Here is a 17,952-nt window from a genome sequence, read left to right on the forward strand (position 1 = left end):
CGGGGTCTGGTTCAAAGCAGCCATGAGTCGTACCCGCAAGGCCCTGGTCGCCGCCGGCGTCGCGCTCGCCGGCATCGGCGTGACGACGGGGGGCGGGCGCGAGCTGCTGCGCCGGCAGGCGGCGATCGCCCGGGCCCGGATCGGCAAGCCGCTGGGGGAGGAGGCGATCCCCGCCGACAAGGTCTGGAAGCGCAAGTCGTACGACGGCACGCCCCTGCGTCTGCTCGTCCTCGGCGACTCGATCGCCGCCGGGCTCGGGGCCGAGCGGCCCAAGGACACCCTCGGGGCCCGGATCGCGCGCGGGCTCGCGGCCGAGCTGCGCCGCCCGGTCGCGCTGCGGACCGCCGCGGTGGTCGGGTCCGAGAGCTCGGCGCTGGCCGGCCAGCTCGACGCGCTGCCGGCGACCTACCGGGCCGACGTGGCCGTCGTCGTGGTCGGCGGGAACGACGTCACGCACCGGGTGCCGGTGGCGACGTCCGCGCAGCACCTCGAGGACGCGGTGGTGCGGCTGCGGGAGCAGGGGACCAGTGTCGTCGTCGGGACCTGCCCGGACCTCGGTGCGCTGCGGCCGGTCCCGCAGCCGCTGCGCTCGCTCGGCTCCCGGATGTCGCGGCAGCTGGCGAGCGCGCAGGCGGAGGTCGCCGTCCGCAATGGGGCGCACGCGGTGTCGCTGGCCCATGTCGTCGGCCCGTTCTTCATCACCAACCCGGACGAGATGTTCAGCCTCGACCGGTTCCACCCGAGCGCGCTCGGCTACAAGCGCACGGCCAAGGCTCTGCTGCCGTCGGTGCTCGCCGCGCTGGGGCACGACCTCCCGGTGCCGTTCGGGCACCGTCCTCCTAACGTGGGCGCATGACCTCCGTCCTCCTCGCCACCTTCGACCTCATGCCCGACGGAGAGCCGGGCGCCGGCGCCCTCACCGCGGCCCTCGACGCGCGCGGGATCGAGAGCCGGTGGGTGTGCTGGGACGACCCGCAGGTCGACTGGGCCGGTGCCGACCTCGTGGCGGTCCGCGCGACCTGGGACTACCACCGGCGGCTGCCCGCCTTCCTGGCCTGGGCGCGCGAGGTCGAGGCCGCGACGCGCCTGCTCAACGGGGCCGAGGTGTTCGCCTGGAATGCCGACAAGGCCTACCTCGCCGAGCTCGCGGACGTCGTACCGGTGGTGCCGACGATGCTCCTCGACGACACCGACCTGGCCGGCGGGCTGGCCGAGGCGCTCGATCGCTGGGGGAGCGTGGTCGTCAAGCCGCGCACCGGCGCCGGCGGCGTCGGGGTGGTCGTGGCCGAGCGCCTCGACGACCCGCGGCTCGAGGGACTCGTCGCCGGCCCCTGGATCGCCCAGCCGCTCGTCGCGTCCGTGCGGACGACGGGCGAGTCGTCGGTCTACGTCTTCGGCGGCGCCGCCGTCGCCCAGGTCGACAAGGTGGCGGCCGACGGCGAGGTCCGCGTCCACGAGCTGTACGGCGGCTCCAGCCGTCCCGTCCCGCTCGACGCGGCGCGCGCCGCGGTGGCCGCGGACGCCGTCCGCGCGGCGGCGGACCGACGTGGTGCCGACCTCGCCTACGCGCGCGTCGACCTGATGGTGTGGGAGGGCGCCTGGGTCGTCAGCGAGCTCGAGCTGATCGAGCCCGGCCTCTACCTCGACGTCGACCCGGCCAACGCCGACCGCTTCGCGGACCTCGTGGCGAGCCGGCTGGGGCGCTCCTGAGGCGGCCGGGAGCCGGGCTGCTCCTTGCACTCGCCATGGGCGAGTGCTAAACATGATGCTGGCACTCTCGCCTTGAGAGTGACAACGGACATCGCGAAGGAATCGCAGGAGTTATGTCGAAGCTGATTGCTTTCAACGAGGAGGCCCGCCGCGGTCTCGAGCGTGGCATGAACACGCTCGCGGACGCCGTCAAGGTCACCCTGGGCCCCAAGGGCCGCAACGTCGTCCTGGAGAAGAAGTGGGGCGCCCCCACGATCACCAACGACGGTGTCTCCATCGCCAAGGAGATCGACCTCGAGGACCCCTACGAGAAGATCGGCGCCGAGCTGGTCAAGGAGGTCGCGAAGAAGACCGACGACGTCGCCGGTGACGGCACGACGACGGCCACCGTGCTCGCCCAGGCGCTCGTCAAGGAGGGCCTCCGCAACGTGGCCGCCGGCGCGAACCCGATGGGTCTCAAGCGCGGCATCGAGGCCGCCGTGACGGCTGTCTCCGAGCAGCTCCTCGGCCTGGCCAAGGAGGTCGAGACCCGCGAGCAGATCGCCGCGACCGCGACCATCTCCGCCGGTGGCGACACCACGGTCGGCGACGCCATCGCCGAGGCGATGGACAAGGTCGGCAAGGAGGGCGTGATCACGGTCGAGGAGTCGAACACGTTCGGCATCGACCTCGAGCTCACCGAGGGAATGCGGTTCGACAAGGGCTACATCTCGGCCTACTTCGTCACCGACCCCGAGCGCATGGAGACCGTCCTCGAGGACGCCTACGTGCTGATCGCCAACTCCAAGATCAGCAACGTCAAGGACCTCCTCCCGCTGCTCGAGAAGGTCATGCAGTCGGGCAAGCCGCTCGTCATCCTGGCCGAGGACGTCGACGGCGAGGCGCTGTCGACCCTGGTCGTCAACAAGATCCGCGGCACCTTCAAGTCCGTCGCCGTCAAGGCGCCGGGCTTCGGCGACCGCCGCAAGGCCATGCTGCAGGACATCGCGATCCTGACCGGCGGCCAGGTCATCTCCGAGGAGGTCGGCCTCAAGCTCGAGACCGCCGGTGTCGAGCTGCTGGGCCAGGCCCGCAAGGTCGTCATCACCAAGGACGAGACCACCATCGTCGAGGGTGCCGGCGACCAGGCCCAGATCGAGGGCCGGGTCAACCAGATCCGCGCCGAGATCGAGAGCTCGGACTCCGACTACGACCGCGAGAAGCTCCAGGAGCGCCTCGCCAAGCTGGCCGGCGGCGTGGCCGTCATCAAGGTCGGCGCGGCCACCGAGGTCGAGCTCAAGGAGCGCAAGCACCGCATCGAGGACGCCGTCCGCAACGCCAAGGCGGCCGTCGAGGAGGGCATCCTCCCCGGTGGCGGTGTCGCGCTGGTCCAGGCCGGCGCCTCCGCGTTCGACAAGCTCGAGCTCGAGGGTGACGAGGCCACCGGCGCCAACATCGTCAAGGTCGCGCTCTCCGCTCCGCTCAAGCAGATCGCCGTCAACGCGGGCCTCGAGGGTGGCGTCGTCTCCGAGAAGGTCGCGAACCTTCCGGCCGGCCAGGGCCTCAACGCCGCGACCGGCGAGTACGTCGACCTGCTGGCCGCGGGCATCATCGACCCGGCCAAGGTGACGCGCTCCGCGCTGCAGAACGCCGCGTCGATCGCCGCGCTGTTCCTCACCACCGAGGCCGTCGTGGCCGACAAGCCGGAGAAGGCTGCCGCTGGTGGCGGCGACCCGACCGGCGGCATGGGCGGCATGGACTTCTGAGTCCCGCGCCACCCGGCACCCAGCACCACCTGCAGGGCCCCCGCTTCGGCGGGGGCCCTGTGGCGTTGCTGGGGCTATGTTGCTGTGCCGGCCGGTCGTGCGCGCACCAGCCCCACGCCGGTCACCACGAGCCACACGAGCCAGGCGGCGTAGCCGGGCATCCCCACGAGCAGGAGCGACGAACCGTCCGCGATCGCGAGGTTCGCCGTCCCGGCGGCGATCAGCAGGACTCCTCCGGCCACACCGAGCAGACGCGGCCACGGCCGGGTCAGCCCGCTCGCGCCCGCCGCCAGTGCCGCGCCGACGAAGGTGGTGCCGAGCGCAGGCAGAGCCAGCGCGAACGCTCCTGCGTGCAGCTGCCAGGCGAGCTCGAGCTCGGGGCTCGGCTCGGTCAGCTCGCCTGCGGACAGCACGACCACGTTCCACGAGACGGCGTACAACGCGAAGACCGCCGAGAGGGTGGCGCCCGCGGCGACCGCGAGACGTGACCAGTCCGCACCCGCGCCCCCGCGGCGCCCGACGCGTCCGTGGAGACCGGTCAGGAACCCGAGCAGCAACGGGATGTTCAGCGCCTCCAGGCCGACGGCGATCGCGACGGCGCCCCGGTGCTCCGCGTGGTAGGCGAGCACCTTCTCGATCGGGTCGGCGTAGCTCGGCGCTCCGGTCCAGATCACCACGGCGTTCTGGACTGCCACGGACGCCGCCAACGCGATCGCCGTCGCGCCCACGACGCGCTCGCGCCGGGCCTCCGGCGCGCGATCGCTGCTCCGCGATGACCTCATGGGGTGACTCCTTGGATGTGGTGGGGATCGATGGGTCCACGATGTCGCGCCGGCGGCCAGGGCGTATCGGCCGCGAGGCCGGAGCCGGACCGGCCGTTCGCAGGAGGTCGTCCTCGTCCTTTCGGCCGAGATGCCGGCCACCTCGCGACTCGCGTCCCCGTGCGGAGCCGCCTATCGTCGACCGGAGCCGCGACGCGCAGCCCGGAAGGAGCACGCCATGGAGTCCACGAACCTGACCGCACTGGCCCGCGAGCAGATCGACGCGGCGCGCGAGGCCAGCAGCGGCCGCGCCGCCGTCACCCTGTACGGCGGCCACGAGCACCGCCTGCGCCAGACCCTCATCGCGCTGCGCGCCGGCACCCGCCTCGGCGAGCACGACGCCCCGGAGGAGGCGACCCTCCAGGTCGTCGAGGGCGACGTCGCCCTCCACGCCGGCTCCCAGCTCTGGAACGGCCGGACGGGCGACCACATCGTCATCCCGCCGCAGCGCCACGACCTCGAGGCGATGAGCGACGCCGCCGTCCTGCTGACCGTCTCGACGTGAGCACCCACGGCCTGCTGCTCGCCGCCGGCGCGGGCACCCGGATGGGCCTGCCCAAGGCGCTGGTCCGCGACGCCTCCGGCATCCCGTGGCTGACCCGGTCGGTCGAGGTGCTGCGCGCCGGGGGCTGCTCGGAGGTGACCGTCGTGCTCGGCGCCTCCGCCGACGAGGCCGCCTCCCTGCTCGCGGACGACCCGGCGCTCGCCGTCGTGCGCTGCGCCGACTGGGCCTCCGGGATGGGCGCCTCCCTCCGCGCGGGCCTCGAGGCGCTCGCCGCGGCGTCCGCTGTCTCCGCGGACGACGCTGCGGCTCTGGTCCACCTCGTCGACCTGCCGGACGTCACCGCCTCCGTCGTCCGCCGCGTCCTCGCCCAGGCGGACGGCGCGCCGCTCGCCCGGGCGGCGTACGACGGGAAGCCGGGGCACCCCGTCCTCCTGGGCCGCGCCCACTGGGCGGCCGTCGCCGCGGCCGCGGTGGGGGACCGGGGCGCCCGGGACTACCTCGCCGCCCACGCGGACGAGGTGGTCCTGGTCGAGTGCCGCGATCTCGCCACGGGGGCCGACGTCGACCGGCGATGAGCCTCGGGTCGCTCGCCGTCCGGCCGGGTGGGGTAACACGCTGTCCACCGTGCTTCGCGGCGCTTGTCGTTGCTTCCACGCCGTTGCAGCGTGGCCGAAGCACCGACAACCGCCGTCCAGCACGGTGGACAGCGTGTTACAGCGGGGTGGCGCCGGCCGAGTGAGGCGATCTCGCCACGGGGGCGGACGTCGATCGGCGATGATGCCGGCGTGAGCTCCCCGCGCGCCGAGATCCGGAACGTGCCGCCCTGGCTGGCCGGTCTGGTCGTCATCACGTGCCTGCTCCTGGGCGGCGTCCCCGCGGCGGTGCTGGTCGCGGAGACCTCCGCGCCCGGCCTGGTCACGATCCCGGTCCAGGTGGTCGGCATGGCCGGCGGCTACCTGCTCAGCCGGACGGTCCTGCGGCGGCTGTACGCCCCGCGCTGACGTTGGCAAGACTTGCCAACCTCGCGCCAACGACCACGGCCTAGCCTTGGTGACATGGACACCCGCGTCGCCGACCTCGCCAGCCGTCTCGAGGAGACCGGCTACCTCTGCGACGACGAGCTCGCGACGGTGCTCTTCCTGTCGCTCGAGATGCGCCGCCCGCTGCTCCTCGAGGGTGAGCCGGGCACCGGCAAGACCGCGCTGGCCGAGGCCATCGCCGAGGCGCTCGACCAGCCGCTGATCCGGCTGCAGTGCTACGAGGGCATCGACGCGACGCAGGCGCTCTACGACTGGGACTTCCCGCGTCAGATCCTGCACCTGCGGGCGCTCGAGGCGCTGTCCGACGCCAACAAGGGGGACGTCGAGGAGGCCGAGAAGAGCCTGTACGACGAGCGCTTCCTCCTCGCCCGGCCGGTGCTGGCCGCACTCCAGCAGAGCCCGGCGGTGCTGCTCATCGACGAGGTCGACCGGGCCGACGACGAGTTCGAGGCGTTCCTGCTCGAGGTGCTGTCGACGTTCCAGGTGACGATCCCCGAGCTGGGCACGGTCCAGGCGGCGACGCCGCCGACGGTGGTGCTGACGTCCAACCGGACCCGCGAGCTGCACGACGCGCTCAAGCGGCGCTGCCTCTACCACTGGATCGACCACCCGGGGCTCGACCGCGAGGTGGCGATCGTCCGCTCGCGGGCACCCGAGGTGGGCGAGACGCTCGCCCGGCAGGTGGTGGACGTCGTCCAGCAGCTGCGGGGTGGGTCCGACCTGCTCAAGCCGCCGGGAGTCGCCGAGACGCTCGACTGGGCGCGGGCGCTGCACCACCTGGGCACCACCGAGCTGGACGTCGAGACCGCGGCGCGCACGCTCGGGGCACTGGTGAAGTACCGTGACGACGCCGAGCGGGTGCGCGCGGCGCTCGACCGGATGCTCGCGAGATGACCCGCCCATGACCACCCTGCTGCACCGGCCCGACGAGGTGCTGCTCGGCTTCGCGACCGCGCTGCGGGCGGCCGGGGTGGCGGTGACCCAGGACCGCACCCGCAGCTACCTCGACGCCGTCGCGCTCGTCGGCCTCGGCGACCGGGAGGCCACCCGCACCGCCGGGCGGGCGACGCTCTGCGCGACGCCCGAGGACCTCGAGCGGCACGACCGGGTGTTCGACGAGTGGTTCTCGCGCGACAACACGACGCCGGTCGTCCGGCCCCGGCACGCCCAGCAGCAGCCGGCCGCCGCGCTGCTCCCCGACGACGACGCCGCCGGCACGGGCGGTCCCGACGAGGACGACGACCCGGTCAAGGCCAAGGCGAGCGGCGCCGACATCCTGCGCCACCGCGACGTGGCGACGCTCGACCCGGCCGAGCGGGTCCGGCTGGCGGCGATGTTCGCGTCGTTGGCCGTGCGCCTGCCGACCCGCCCGACCGCCCGTCGTACGCCGCACCGGCGGGGTGCCGTCGACGCGTCCCGGACGCTGCGGGCGAGCCTGCGCCAGATGGGCGAGCCGGCCCGGATCCACTACCGCCGGCGCGGCATCCGGCCGCGCCGCGTGGTGCTGCTGATCGACGTGTCCGGCTCGATGAGCGGGTACGCCGACGCGCTGCTCCGCCTCGCCCACCGGATCGTGGTCGCGGGAGCGGCGAGCGGCGGCAGCCGCGACTCCGTCGAGGTGTTCAGCCTCGGCACCCGGCTCACCCACCTGACCCGCGCGCTCCGCCGCCGCGATCCCGACCGGGCGATCGCCGCGGCCGGCGACACCGTCCCGGACTGGTCCGGGGGCACCCGGCTGGGGGAGACCCTGCAGGCCTTCCTCGACCGGTGGGGGCGGCGCGGGATGGCGCGCGGCGCGGTCGTCGTCGTGTTCAGCGACGGCTGGGAGCGTGGCGACACCCAGCTGCTCGGCGAGCAGGCCGCCCGGCTGCGGCGGCTCGCGCACAAGGTGATCTGGGTGAACCCCCACCGCGGCAAGGACGGCTACGCACCCGTGCAGCAAGGGGTGGTCGCCGTCCTGCCCCATGTCGACGCGTTCGTCGCCGGCCACTCGCTGGCGACCTTCGCCGAGCTGCTCGAAGAGATCGGGAGATGACGCCAGATGCGTGAGGTGCTGACCCAGCTGCTCCAGTGGTGGGAGGCCGGCGAGACCGTCGGCATGGGGACGGTCGTCGCGACCTTCCGCTCCGCCCCGCGCCCCCCGGGTGCGTCGATGCTGGTCGGGCCGGACGCCTCCGCCGTCGGCTCGGTCTCCGGCGGGTGCGTCGAGGGCGCCGTCTACGACCTCGCCCAGGAGGTCGCCGGCTCGGGCACCCCGCGGCTGCAGCGCTACGGCGTCTCCGACGACGACGCGTTCGCGGTCGGGCTCACCTGCGGCGGCATCCTCGACGTGTACGTCGAGAAGGTCAGCCGGACGACCTTCCCCGAGCTGGGCGAGATCGCCGCCGACATCGAGGCCGGCCGCCCGGTCGCCGTGGCCACCGTGGTCGACCACCCGGACCCGTCGTACGTCGGACGCCGGGTGGTGCTGCGGCCCGACGAGCCGGCGACCGGGTCGCTCGGCAGCCCGCGCATCGACGACGCCGTCCGGGACGACGCGATGGGCCTCCTCGCCACCGGCCACAACGGCACGCTCTCCTACGGCCCCGACGGCGAGCGCCGCGGCGAGGGGATGCGCGTCTTCGTGTGGGCGTTCGCGCCGGCGCCGCGGATGCTCGTGTTCGGCGCCATCGACTTCGCCGCCGCGGTGGCCCGGGTCGGCGGCTTCCTCGGCTACCACGTCACCGTGTGCGACGCCCGGCCCGTGTTCGCCACGACCAGCCGGTTCCCCGGCGCCGACGAGGTCGTCGTCGAGTGGCCGCACCGCTACCTGGCGGCCGAGCAGGAGGCGGGCCGGGTCGACCGGCGGACGGTGATCACCGTGCTGACGCACGACCCGAAGTTCGACGTCCCGCTGCTCGAGGTGGCCCTGCGCCTGCCCGAGGTCGGCTACGTCGGCGCGATGGGCTCCCGGCGCACCCACGACGACCGGATGGACCGGCTCCGCGAGGCCGGCCTGACCGAGGCCGAGCTCGCGATGCTGCACAGCCCGATCGGGCTCGACCTCGGCGCCCGCACGCCGGAGGAGACCGCGATCAGCATCGCCGCCGAGATCGTCGCCGGCCGCTGGGGCGGCTCGGGCGAGCCGCTCGCCACCCGGTCGGGTCGGATCCACGCCTGAGAGTCACCTCCGTTCGGGGGTGATCGGCGTCACAGTGCGCGGTACTGTGCACGCCATGGGCGACCTCGACCAGCGGCGGCGCGCGGCGCTGCGCGCGTGGACCACCTTCGTCGAGGAGGGTGACCCGGCGACGCCACTGGTCCGGCCCGAGATCCTCGACAGCTGGAACCGCTCCGGCGCCACCGTCGCCCGCGACGTCGTCGAGGCGCCGCTCGCCGACGAGTCCGAGACCCGCTCGTTCTGGCAGGGCTCGCCGCTCCAGATCGCCGTCGAGCGGGTCGAGGAGGAGCTGCGCCGCACCGCCGAGGACGGCGACCTCGTCGTCGCCGTCACCGACCCCGACACCCGCGTCCTGTGGACCTACGGCGGCCGGGTGATGCGCCGCAAGGCCGAGTCGGTCAACTTCGTGCTCGGCGGCCGCTGGGACGACCGCTCGGTGGGCACCAACGCGCTCGACCTCGCCAACCGCCTCGACCGGCCCGCGATGGTGTTCAGCGCCGAGCACTACGCCCCCATCGTGCACAACTGGGTCTGCTGGGCCGCGCCCGTGCACGACCCGGTGACCGGCGCCCGGCTCGGCGTCCTCGACCTCTCCACGACCTGGGACCGCACCCACCCCATCGGCCTGGCCACCGCCCGGGTCCTGGCCCGCCTCGTCGAGCAGGCGCTGCCGCGCTCCCACCAGCACGCCGACGACGCGGCCGCCGCCGGGGCGGGCGTCCTCGGCGACGAGCTGGCCGAGCCCGGCCTCGTCCTCAGCCTCCTCGGCACCGCCGAGGCCCGGGTCGACGGCCAGCGCCTGCTGCTCAACCGGCGCCAGAACGAGATCCTCGCGCTGCTCGCGCTGCACCCCGACGGCCTGTCCCTCGACCAGCTCCACGCGATGCTCTACGGCGACCACGCGGTCACCTTCTCCACCCTCAAGGCCGAGGTCTCCCACCTGCGCCACGCCCTCGCCGGCCAGCTCGCCTCGCGCCCCTACCGCCTCCTCATGCCGATCGCCACCGACGTCGACCACGTCCTTGGGCTCCTGCGCCGCGGTCAGGTCGCGGCCGCGGTCGACGCCTACGGCGGCGACCTGCTGCCCGGCACCGAGAGCCCGGCCCTGGTCGAGATGGGCGAGTACGTCGCCGTCGCCGTCCGCGAGGCCCTGCTCGCCGACCCCCAGCCCGACGCGGTCCTGCACTACAGCGAGCTGGCGCCGTACGACACGGCGGTGCTCGAGGCCTGCCTCGTCCAGCTCGACCGCGACGGCCGGGCCAAGCACCCGGCGATCCCGCTGCTCAAGGCGCGGCTGGCGGTCGCGGACGGCTGAAGTCCTGCGGCGCTGCCGTGGTGCCCCTTAGCCTCGCGGCATGGAGTGGAGGAGAGGGACCTATCCCGGCCGGGTGACGGCGATGAACGGACCCGTCGTGGCCGGCGTGACCGACGACGGATCCGGATTCATCGCGGGTCTGATCGACGCCGGCGATGCGCTCGTGCTCGACGAGATCCGGCTCGACGCGGACGGGGTCCTCGCCGTCGGCGGGATCGAGACCACGTTCCTGACCGGGCGCGACCCGGAAGGGACGCTGCGGATGTGGTCCGTCGAGGAGTTCTACGTCAACGCGCAGGACCTCGCGGCCGGCGAGCTGGACGACGAGGAGCCGTTGATCGAGGAGATCGAGCTGCCGGAGCACTACACCTGGGCCGCGTCGGTGGCGACGGAGCGCGATGACTTCATGCTCGCGATGACCGGTCGCGCCGAGACGACACAGGTCGAGGTCCGGGTGCTCTACGCCCTCGACCTGCCGGTCCTCGACCAGCACCGGCACCCCGCGGCGCCCGGCCTGCTCGGTGGCCGGCCCGTGGTCGCGCACCGCGCGAAGCAGCCGGTCTGGGTCGTCACCGACGCAGGGGTCTGCTGGAGCGATCCGTGGCTGCTCGACGAGATGCAGGATGAGGTCCACTGGAGCGACGTGGACCTGCCGGCGGGCATGGTCGCGACGTACGCCGCGGTCGGCATGAAGGGCTGGCTGGGTGGCTGGGCGCCGGGCGCCGACGGCGACCGTCCGGTGCTGGTCCGGCACGGCCGGGGAACCGAGCCGGAGGTCGTACCCGCGCCGGTGACGAGGCTGCGCCCGGACGCGGCGGGGCCGCGGGTCCTCCTGCTCGAGCCAGACCGGCTGGACGACATGCCGGCGATGGTCACCGCGTCTGTCGACGGCAACGCGCTGTGGTTCCCGGACGCCGCCGAGGACGGCGGGTGGGCGCGGGTGGCGGTGCCGGACGGCGACGGGCCGCTGTGGGCCGCGGGGTCGGGTGCAGGCTGGGTCGGGGTCATCATCGGCACGTCGGTGTGGGTTGCCCATCATCCCAACGGATGACGCCCGCGCCGCCCGCTGCCAACCGGGCGATCGCCCGCGAGCTGTTCGTCAGCGAGGCGACGGTCAAGACACACCTGGCGCACGTCTACGACAAGCTCGGGGTCACCGATCGCGCGGCCGCGGTCGCGGTGGCGTACGAGCGGGGGATCCTGGGCTGAACTCGCGGGGTTGTGTCGGACCCTTGTGTTGGAATACGGGTATGGCTTCTCGGACCGCCTCGACCCGGTTGCTCTCGCGCTTGCGTGCGGGTGTGCAGGTGCGGGAGGAGTCGGTGGTCGAGGAGTGGGCGGGCATTGTCGAGTGGGCCGCCGGCAACACGGTTGCGGGTTCAGAGGGAGCCGCAACCATCCGGGACGGGTACGTCGACACCGGTGTGCCGATTGCCGGTGAGGGTGCGCCGTTGGTCTCGGAGTTCGCGCTGATGGAGCTGGTCGCCGTCTTGGGTCGCTCGCCCGACGGCGGGCGGCTGTACGTCGGTAGGGTGCTGAAGTGCGCTTGGCGGCTGCCCCAGGTCTACGCGTCGGTGGTCGCTGGACGGCTCGCTCCCTGGCGGGCTGAGCGGATCGCCGAAGCGACCCGGCCGCTGTCCGCGGATGCTGCGGCGTTCGTGGACCGGTAGCTGTTCAGCGCGACGGGTGTGGGTTGGGCGCAGCTGGAGCGGCTGATCGCGGAGGCGATCATCCGGTTCGACCCCGAGCGCGCCGAGGCCGAGCGCGCGGCGGCGACCGATGGTCGGTTCGTGGAGATCGACGACCCGGACGGCAACGGCCTGGTCCGCCTCGACGCGGTCCTCGACGCCGCGGACGGCCGAGACCTCGACGACGCCCTGAGCCGCCGCGCGACCCTGCTCGGAAAGCTCGGCAACAAGAACTCCCTCGACGTGCGCCGCTCCCAAGCCCTGGGCGACCTCGCGAGGAACGACCTCACGCTGGACCTCGAGGGCTCGCCGGGCCGCAAAGCCGTCCTCAACCTCCACATCACCGACACCAACCCTCACCGGCGACAACCCAGTCGGACGCTGGGACCAGAGCCCGGTCAGCAGTGAGCAGATCCGCGAATGGCTCGCCCAGCCCGGCACCAGCGTCACCGTCCGCCCCGTCATCGACCTCGCCGAGCACATCCCCGTGACGGCGTACGAGATCCCCGACCGCCACCGGCAGCAGGTTGAGATGCGGGACCACACCTGCCGCTTCCCCTACTGCAACCGGCCAGCAACCCGTTGCGACCTCGACCACGCCCGACCCCACGCCCGAGGCGACCGACCTGCTCGTGCAACCTCGTCCCGTTGTGCCGACGCCACCACCGCGCGAAGACCCACGGCGAGTGGCGCTACCAGATCACGCAGATCGGGACCTACTTATGGCGAAGCCCAGCAGGCTTCCACTTCCAGGTGACCCACCGCGGCACCCATCCCGTCGACCATTCCGGTGAGGACGACGACCCCGAGCCATCCGGCAGTCAACGACTGACGGTGACCTCTGCACACTCCGGACCGCGATCCTCGTAGACCGCGCACGCGAGGTACTGCCCCACGCCTGCGGTCTCCGGAACCACGTGCTCAACGGTCCGGATCGGCGGCTCGACCTCGCGCACCGTGAAGATCTGGGTCTGTCCCGTGACGTCGATCCAGGTCGGCCCGCTGCCGCCGGCGATCAGCGAGTAGGTGAGACAACCCGACTCCTCGTCGCCGTGGAGCAGGAGGTCGCCGAGGTCGCTGACCCGTCCGTCGGCCCGTCGTACGTCGAAGTACTGGCCGGGCTCGAGCGCGCCCGGGGTCGCCACGAGCGCGTCAGGGTCGGCGGTCTCGGCGACGATGCCGAACCCGCACCTATCACCCTCGCCGTCGTCCGGGTCGGCCGTGCCGAACACGCTCGCCGGCCAGCACCGCCAGGCGAAGAAGCCCACCGCGAGGGCGATCGCGATGGCGAGCGCCGCGAGGTCCCGGTGGGACGCGAGCCGCTTCACTGCTCACCTGGCGCACATCAGCCGGCCCCGATCTCCCATGCGCAGTAGTGGGCAACCCCGGTGTTCCGCGCGCCAACCACTCACCAACCACCCCCTCCTAGCGTGAGCCAGGTCACGTTCCCGCACGCGCCCTTGGGAGAGTCATGACCCGGATCAGTCTCAACGTCGACGGCCAGCAGGTCGCCGACGACGTCGAACCGCGGATGCTGCTGGTGCAGTACCTGCGCGAGAAGCTCGGCAAGACCGGCACCGTCGTCGGCTGCGACACCAGCAGCTGCGGTGCGTGCACCGTCCACCTCGACGGCAGGAGCGTGAAGTCCTGCAACGTGCTGGCGGTCCAGGCCGACGGCAGCGAGGTCACGACGATCGAGGGGCTGGCCGGCGACGACGGTCAGCTGCACCGGGTGCAGGAGGCCTTCCGGGAGTGCCACGGCCTGCAGTGCGGGTTCTGCACCCCCGGCATGATCATGCAGACCGTCGACCTCCTCAACGAGAACCCCAGCCCGTCCGAGGAGGCGATCCGGCTCGGCCTCGAGGGCAACCTCTGCCGGTGCACCGGCTACCACAACATCGTGCGGGCCGTGCAGCACGCCGCTGGTACGACGGACGCGACCGAGGGGGCACCGGCATGACCGCGACCCAGGAGCCCACGGCCGGCGCCGAGATCGGTCGCGACCGCCGGCGCAAGGAGGACCAGCGCCTCATCACCGGCCGCACCCGGTGGACCGACAACATCACGCTGCCCGGGATGCTGCACCTCGCGATGGTGCGCAGCCCGTTCCCGCACGCGCGGATCACCGGCATCGACACCGAGGCCGCCAGGAGCGCGACCAACGTGGTCGCGGTGCTGACCGGTGCCGACCTCGGCGAGGGCCAGGGGGCCTGCATCAACGCCTGGCCGGTCGTCACCGACCAGGTGACGCCGGCGCACCTGCCGATGCCGACCGACCGGGTCGCCTTCGCGGGCGAGACCGTCGCCGTCGTGGTGGCGCGCAGCGCCGCCGAGGCCCGCGACGCCGCCGAGCTGGTCGAGGTCGACTACGAGGAGCTGCCGGCCGCGCTCGACCTCAAGGAGGCGGCCGAGAACACGGTCCTCGCGCACCCCGACCTCGGCACCAACGTCAGTGCCGTGTGGCGCTTCGACTCCGCCGAGGCCGGCACCGGCGGGGACGTCGAGCAGGCCATCGCCGAGGCGCGCGAGAACGGCATCGTGATCGAGCGGGAGTACCGCCAGCAGCGGCTGATCCCGGCGTTCATGGAGCCGCGCAGCGTCGTCGTCGACCCCACCGGCGAGCAGATCACCGTGTGGTCGGCGACCCAGGTGCCCCACATCCTGCGGTTCGCGATGGCGGCCACCACCGGCGTGCCCGAGTCCAAGATCCGGGTGATCGCGCCCGACGTGGGCGGCGGCTTCGGCGGCAAGCTGCAGCAGACGCCCGAGGAGATGATCGCCTTCGCGGTCGCCCGCAAGCTCGGCAAGCCGGTCAAGTTCACCGAGACCCGGAGCGAGTCGCTCCTCACCGCCCACCACGGCCGCGACCAGTGGCAGCGGCTGACGCTCGCCGCGACCAAGGACGGTCACGTCACCGGCCTCAAGGTCGACCTGCTCGCCGACCTCGGCGCGTACGTCGCCATCGTCGGCGGTGGCGTCCCGGTGCTCGGGGCGTTCATGTTCAACGCGATCTACAAGTTCCCCGCCTACCAGTTCCAGACCACTAACGTGCTCACCAACAAGACCTGGACCGACGCCTACCGCGGCGCCGGCCGGCCCGAGGCGACGTTCGCGATCGAGCGGCTGATGGACGAGCTCGCCACCGAGCTCGGCAAGGACCCGCTCGAGGTCCGCGAGATGAACTGGATCAAGCACGAGGAGTTTCCGTTCACCACGGTGGCCGGCCTCGAGTACGACTCCGGCAACTACGAGGCCGCCACCGCGCGCGCCAAGGAGATGTTCGGGTACGACGAGCTCCGCGCCGAGCAGGCCGAGCGGCGGGCCCGTGGCGACAAGGTGCAGCTCGGGCTCGGCGTCTCGACCTTCACCGAGATGTGCGGCCTGGCGCCCTCGCGGGTGCTCGGCTCGCTCAACTACGGCGCGGGCGGCTGGGAGCACGCCGAGGTGCGGATGCTCGCGACCGGCAAGGTCGAGATCGTCACCGGGGCGTCCGCCCACGGCCAGGGCCACGAGACCGCGTTCAGCCAGATCGCGGCCGACCGGCTCGGCGTCCCGTTCGAGGACATCGAGGTGCTCCACGGCGACACCCAGATCTCCCACAAGGGCCTCGACACCTACGGCTCCCGCAGCCTGGTCGTCGGCGGAGAGGCCCTGGTGCGGGCTCTCGACAAGGTGATCGAGAAGGCGCGGCCGGTCGCGGCCCACCTGCTCGAGGCCTCCGCCGACGACCTGGAGTTCAGCGGCGGCCGGTTCACCGTCAAGGGGACCGACCAGGGGATGGCGATCACCGAGATCGCCACCGCCGTCTTCGCCGCGCACAACCTGCCCGACGGCATGGAGCCCTCGCTCGACTCCGAGGCGACCTACGACCCGGTCAACTTCAACTACCCCCACGGCACGCACCTGTGCGCGGTCGAGGTCGACACCGAGACCGGCCAGGTCAAGCTCCGCAAGTACGTCTGCTGCGACGACATCGGCGTCGTCATCAACCCGCTGATCGTCTCCGGGCAGGTGCACGGCGGCCTGGTCCAGGGCATCGCGCAGGCGCTCTGGGAGGAGGCGGTCTACGACGAGAACGGCACCCTCGTCACCGGGTCGTTCGTCGACTACCTGCTGCCCACCGCGGCCGACACGATCAGCTTCGAGATCGACCACACCACCTCGCCGGCGACCACCAACTCGCTCGGCACCAAGGGGGTCGGCGAGGCCGGCACCATCGCCTCGACGCCGGCCGTGGTCAACGCGGTCGTCGACGCGGTCCGCCACCTCGGCGTCTCCGACATCACGATGCCCTGCACCCCCGAGCGGGTCTGGCGCGCGATCGCCGACGGCTCCTCGGGAGGCGCGACCACGGAGGCCGCCATGCCCCACTTCGACGAGACGGAAGGAGGGGTCCAGTGATCCCCGCAGCCTTCGAGTACGTCGCCCCGGCCTCGGTCGAGGAGGCGCTGGCAGCGCTCGCCGAGCACGGCGACGACGCGAAGATCATCGCCGGCGGCCAGAGCCTGCTGCCGGTGCTCCGGATGCGGCTCAACGCCCCCGAGTGGGTGATCGACCTGGGCCGGATCGACAGCCTGCGCGGCGTGCGCGACGGCGGCGACCACCTCGCCATCGGCGCGATGACCACCCACCACGACGTCGGCCAGGACCCGCTCGTGCACGAGCACGCGCTGCTGGTCAGCAAGGCGATCACGCACCTCGCCGACGCCCAGGTCCGGCACCGCGGCACGTTCGGCGGTGCGCTCGCCCACGCCGACCCGGCTGGCGACCTCGGGGCGCCGGCGCTCGCGCTCGACGCGACGTTCGTCGTCCAGGGGCCTGGGGGGACGCGCGAGGTCGCCGCGGCCGACTTCTTCGTCGACCTCTTCGAGACGGCGATCTCCGACGACGAGATCCTCGTCGAGGTGTGCCTCCCGAAGCGGGCCGGCTGGGGTGCGTCGTACGAGAAGTTCGTGCGGATCGCCCACCAGTGGCCGATCGTGGCGGTCGCCGCGACCGTCCGGATGGAGGGCGACACCATCGCCGAGGCCCGGATCGGGCTGACCAACATGGGCTCGACCCCGGTCCGGGCGCGAGCGACCGAGCAGATGCTGGCCGGGCAGCCGGCGACCGAGGAGGGCGTGGCCGCCGCCGCGGCCCTCGCCGCCGACGGCACCACTCCGCCCAGCGACCTCAACGGCGACGCCGACTACCGCCGGCACCTCGCCACCGTCCTCACCCGGCGGGCCGTGCTCGCCGCCGCCGGAAGGAGCTGACGGGCGCCGATGGACCTCTCCCACTCCTTCACCGTCCCGACCTCGGTCGCGGCCACCTGGGACCACTTCCAGGACATCGGCGCGCTCGCCGAGTGCTTCCCGGGCGCCCAGGTCACCGCGGTCGGCACCGACGACGACGGCGCGCCGACCTTCGAGGGGACCTGCAAGGTCAAGCTCGGCCCGATCGCCCTCGTCTACGCCGGCTCCGGCAAGTTCGTCGAGCGCGACGAGGCCGGCCGGCGCTTCGTCGTCGACGCCAAGGGCCGCGACAAGCGCGGCAACGGGACGGCGGGCGCCACGGTCACCGTGACCATGGCGGACGCCGGCGACGGCGCGACGCAGGTCGACGTGGTGACCGACCTGGCCATCACCGGCAAGCCGGCGCAGTTCGGCCGCGGAGTGATGCAGGACGTCTCGGACAAGCTGCTCGGGCAGTTCGTCGCCTGCCTGGAGCAGCGGCTCGCGGCCGAGAGCGCGCCCGCACCGGAGCCCGGGCCCGAGCCCGCGGCCGATCCGGCCGCCGCACCGGCACCGGAGCGGGCCCCGGCGCCGGCACCCGCGCCGGCACCCGCGGCCGACGACGGTGCGCTCGACCTCGGCGCGGCGGTGCTGCCGGTGCTGCTGAAGAGCTACGGGAAGCAGATCGCGGCGGCGCTCGCCGTCCTCGTCGGCCTGGCCGCGCTGCGCCGGCGGCGGAGGCGTCGCCGCTGAGC

19 protein-coding genes and 1 pseudogene are annotated in these 17,952 nt (G+C 73.1%); 18 read left to right on the plus strand and 2 right to left on the minus strand.

Going from position 1 to position 17,952, the window contains the following annotated elements:
- Window positions 1-22 precede the first annotated feature (22 nt).
- The 3 genes from BM223_RS04885 (at window position 23) to groL (ending at window position 3,455) form a co-directional block, all read left to right on the plus strand.
- Window positions 23-856 (plus strand): SGNH/GDSL hydrolase family protein, encoded by an 834-nt coding sequence (locus tag BM223_RS04885; RefSeq protein ID WP_082003764.1) that lies wholly within the window; start codon window positions 23-25, stop codon window positions 854-856.
- A complete protein-coding gene (locus BM223_RS04890; protein WP_038681193.1) occupies window positions 853-1,710 on the plus strand; it encodes an ATP-grasp domain-containing protein in 858 nt (285 codons plus the stop codon). The genes BM223_RS04885 and BM223_RS04890 overlap by 4 nt, the downstream gene beginning before the upstream one ends.
- Window positions 1,711-1,823: 113 nt before the next feature.
- On the plus strand, window positions 1,824-3,455 hold the full coding sequence (groL, locus tag BM223_RS04895) for a chaperonin GroEL (protein ID WP_038681190.1): 1,632 nt from the start codon (window positions 1,824-1,826) through the stop codon (window positions 3,453-3,455).
- A gap of 74 nt (window positions 3,456-3,529) precedes the next feature.
- Here groL and BM223_RS04900 read toward each other — a convergent pair whose 3' ends face one another.
- Window positions 3,530-4,237 carry a hypothetical protein gene (locus tag BM223_RS04900; protein WP_038681189.1) on the minus strand — a complete coding sequence of 236 codons (708 nt, stop codon included), beginning with the start codon at window positions 4,235-4,237 and terminating at the stop codon, window positions 3,530-3,532.
- A gap of 217 nt (window positions 4,238-4,454) precedes the next feature.
- Between BM223_RS04900 and BM223_RS29675 the strand changes: the two genes are divergently transcribed.
- The 11 genes and pseudogenes from BM223_RS29675 (at window position 4,455) to BM223_RS04955 (ending at window position 12,392) form a co-directional block, all read left to right on the plus strand.
- Entirely contained in the window at window positions 4,455-4,781 is a 327-nt protein-coding gene (locus BM223_RS29675; protein ID WP_038681186.1) for a cupin domain-containing protein, read from the plus strand.
- Entirely contained in the window at window positions 4,778-5,356 is a 579-nt protein-coding gene (locus BM223_RS29680; protein ID WP_038681184.1) for a nucleotidyltransferase family protein, read from the plus strand. The genes BM223_RS29675 and BM223_RS29680 overlap by 4 nt, the downstream gene beginning before the upstream one ends.
- Window positions 5,357-5,566: 210 nt before the next feature.
- Entirely contained in the window at window positions 5,567-5,782 is a 216-nt protein-coding gene (locus BM223_RS04915) for a hypothetical protein (protein WP_038681182.1), read from the plus strand.
- Window positions 5,783-5,836: 54 nt separating this feature from the next.
- Entirely contained in the window at window positions 5,837-6,715 is an 879-nt protein-coding gene (locus tag BM223_RS04920) for an AAA family ATPase (RefSeq protein ID WP_038681180.1), read from the plus strand.
- Window positions 6,716-6,722: 7 nt separating this feature from the next.
- Window positions 6,723-7,856, plus strand: a complete 1,134-nt coding sequence (locus tag BM223_RS04925) for a vWA domain-containing protein (protein WP_038681178.1) — start codon at window positions 6,723-6,725, stop codon at window positions 7,854-7,856.
- Between the two features lie 6 nt (window positions 7,857-7,862).
- Window positions 7,863-8,981, plus strand: a complete 1,119-nt coding sequence (locus tag BM223_RS04930) for an XdhC family protein (protein WP_038681176.1) — start codon at window positions 7,863-7,865, stop codon at window positions 8,979-8,981.
- 55 nt (window positions 8,982-9,036) lie between these two features.
- A complete protein-coding gene (locus BM223_RS04935) occupies window positions 9,037-10,296 on the plus strand; it encodes a sigma-54-dependent transcriptional regulator family protein (RefSeq protein WP_038681174.1) in 1,260 nt (419 codons plus the stop codon).
- Between the two features lie 40 nt (window positions 10,297-10,336).
- On the plus strand, window positions 10,337-11,347 hold the full coding sequence (locus BM223_RS04940) for a hypothetical protein (RefSeq protein ID WP_141267347.1): 1,011 nt from the start codon (window positions 10,337-10,339) through the stop codon (window positions 11,345-11,347).
- Between the two features lie 17 nt (window positions 11,348-11,364).
- Window positions 11,365-11,505, plus strand: a pseudogene (locus BM223_RS04945) (response regulator transcription factor); the annotation flags it as partial.
- 41 nt (window positions 11,506-11,546) lie between these two features.
- Window positions 11,547-11,966 (plus strand): hypothetical protein, encoded by a 420-nt coding sequence (locus tag BM223_RS04950; protein ID WP_038681169.1) that lies wholly within the window; start codon window positions 11,547-11,549, stop codon window positions 11,964-11,966.
- Window positions 11,967-11,984: 18 nt separating this feature from the next.
- Complete coding sequence (locus tag BM223_RS04955; protein ID WP_038681167.1) at window positions 11,985-12,392, plus strand: hypothetical protein; 408 nt, start codon at window positions 11,985-11,987, stop codon at window positions 12,390-12,392.
- A 413-nt stretch (window positions 12,393-12,805) separates the two neighbouring features.
- On the opposite strand, the gene BM223_RS04960 is transcribed toward BM223_RS04955, so the two are convergent.
- Window positions 12,806-13,312, minus strand: coding sequence for a hypothetical protein (locus BM223_RS04960; RefSeq protein WP_038681165.1), 507 nt, complete (start codon window positions 13,310-13,312; stop codon window positions 12,806-12,808).
- Window positions 13,313-13,455: 143 nt separating this feature from the next.
- Between BM223_RS04960 and BM223_RS04965 the strand changes: the two genes are divergently transcribed.
- From BM223_RS04965 to BM223_RS04980, 4 genes are read left to right on the plus strand one after another with little or no spacing between them, the layout of a single operon-like run.
- A complete protein-coding gene (locus BM223_RS04965) occupies window positions 13,456-13,944 on the plus strand; it encodes a (2Fe-2S)-binding protein (RefSeq protein ID WP_038681163.1) in 489 nt (162 codons plus the stop codon).
- Entirely contained in the window at window positions 13,941-16,385 is a 2,445-nt protein-coding gene (locus tag BM223_RS04970; protein ID WP_038681161.1) for a xanthine dehydrogenase family protein molybdopterin-binding subunit, read from the plus strand. Before BM223_RS04965 ends, BM223_RS04970 begins: the two co-directional genes overlap by 4 nt.
- Complete coding sequence (locus tag BM223_RS04975; RefSeq protein WP_038681159.1) at window positions 16,382-17,239, plus strand: FAD binding domain-containing protein; 858 nt, start codon at window positions 16,382-16,384, stop codon at window positions 17,237-17,239. Before BM223_RS04970 ends, BM223_RS04975 begins: the two co-directional genes overlap by 4 nt.
- Before the next feature lie 9 nt (window positions 17,240-17,248).
- The gene (locus BM223_RS04980; protein ID WP_038681157.1) at window positions 17,249-17,950 is read left to right on the plus strand and encodes an SRPBCC family protein; all 702 of its coding nucleotides are present in this window, start codon (window positions 17,249-17,251) and stop codon (window positions 17,948-17,950) included.
- Window positions 17,951-17,952: the final 2 nt, after the last annotated feature.

Source organism: Pimelobacter simplex, assembly GCF_900114845.1.
Lineage (GTDB): Bacteria > Actinomycetota > Actinomycetes > Propionibacteriales > Nocardioidaceae > Nocardioides > Nocardioides simplex.

Coding starts and splice junctions, on each gene's coding strand:
- BM223_RS04885 (WP_082003764.1), top strand. CDS start 23: ATGAGTCGTACCCGCAAGGCCCTGGTCGCCGCCGGCGTCGCGCTCGCC.
- BM223_RS29675 (WP_038681186.1), top strand. CDS start 4,455: ATGGAGTCCACGAACCTGACCGCACTGGCCCGCGAGCAGATCGACGCG.
- BM223_RS04965 (WP_038681163.1), top strand. CDS start 13,456: ATGACCCGGATCAGTCTCAACGTCGACGGCCAGCAGGTCGCCGACGAC.
- BM223_RS04900 (WP_038681189.1), bottom strand. CDS start 4,237: ATGAGGTCATCGCGGAGCAGCGATCGCGCGCCGGAGGCCCGGCGCGAG.
- BM223_RS04980 (WP_038681157.1), top strand. CDS start 17,249: ATGGACCTCTCCCACTCCTTCACCGTCCCGACCTCGGTCGCGGCCACC.
- BM223_RS04890 (WP_038681193.1), top strand. CDS start 853: ATGACCTCCGTCCTCCTCGCCACCTTCGACCTCATGCCCGACGGAGAG.
- groL (WP_038681190.1), top strand. CDS start 1,824: ATGTCGAAGCTGATTGCTTTCAACGAGGAGGCCCGCCGCGGTCTCGAG.
- BM223_RS04935 (WP_038681174.1), top strand. CDS start 9,037: ATGGGCGACCTCGACCAGCGGCGGCGCGCGGCGCTGCGCGCGTGGACC.
- BM223_RS04930 (WP_038681176.1), top strand. CDS start 7,863: ATGCGTGAGGTGCTGACCCAGCTGCTCCAGTGGTGGGAGGCCGGCGAG.
- BM223_RS04920 (WP_038681180.1), top strand. CDS start 5,837: ATGGACACCCGCGTCGCCGACCTCGCCAGCCGTCTCGAGGAGACCGGC.
- BM223_RS04925 (WP_038681178.1), top strand. CDS start 6,723: ATGACCACCCTGCTGCACCGGCCCGACGAGGTGCTGCTCGGCTTCGCG.
- BM223_RS04950 (WP_038681169.1), top strand. CDS start 11,547: ATGGCTTCTCGGACCGCCTCGACCCGGTTGCTCTCGCGCTTGCGTGCG.
- BM223_RS04940 (WP_141267347.1), top strand. CDS start 10,337: ATGGAGTGGAGGAGAGGGACCTATCCCGGCCGGGTGACGGCGATGAAC.
- BM223_RS04970 (WP_038681161.1), top strand. CDS start 13,941: ATGACCGCGACCCAGGAGCCCACGGCCGGCGCCGAGATCGGTCGCGAC.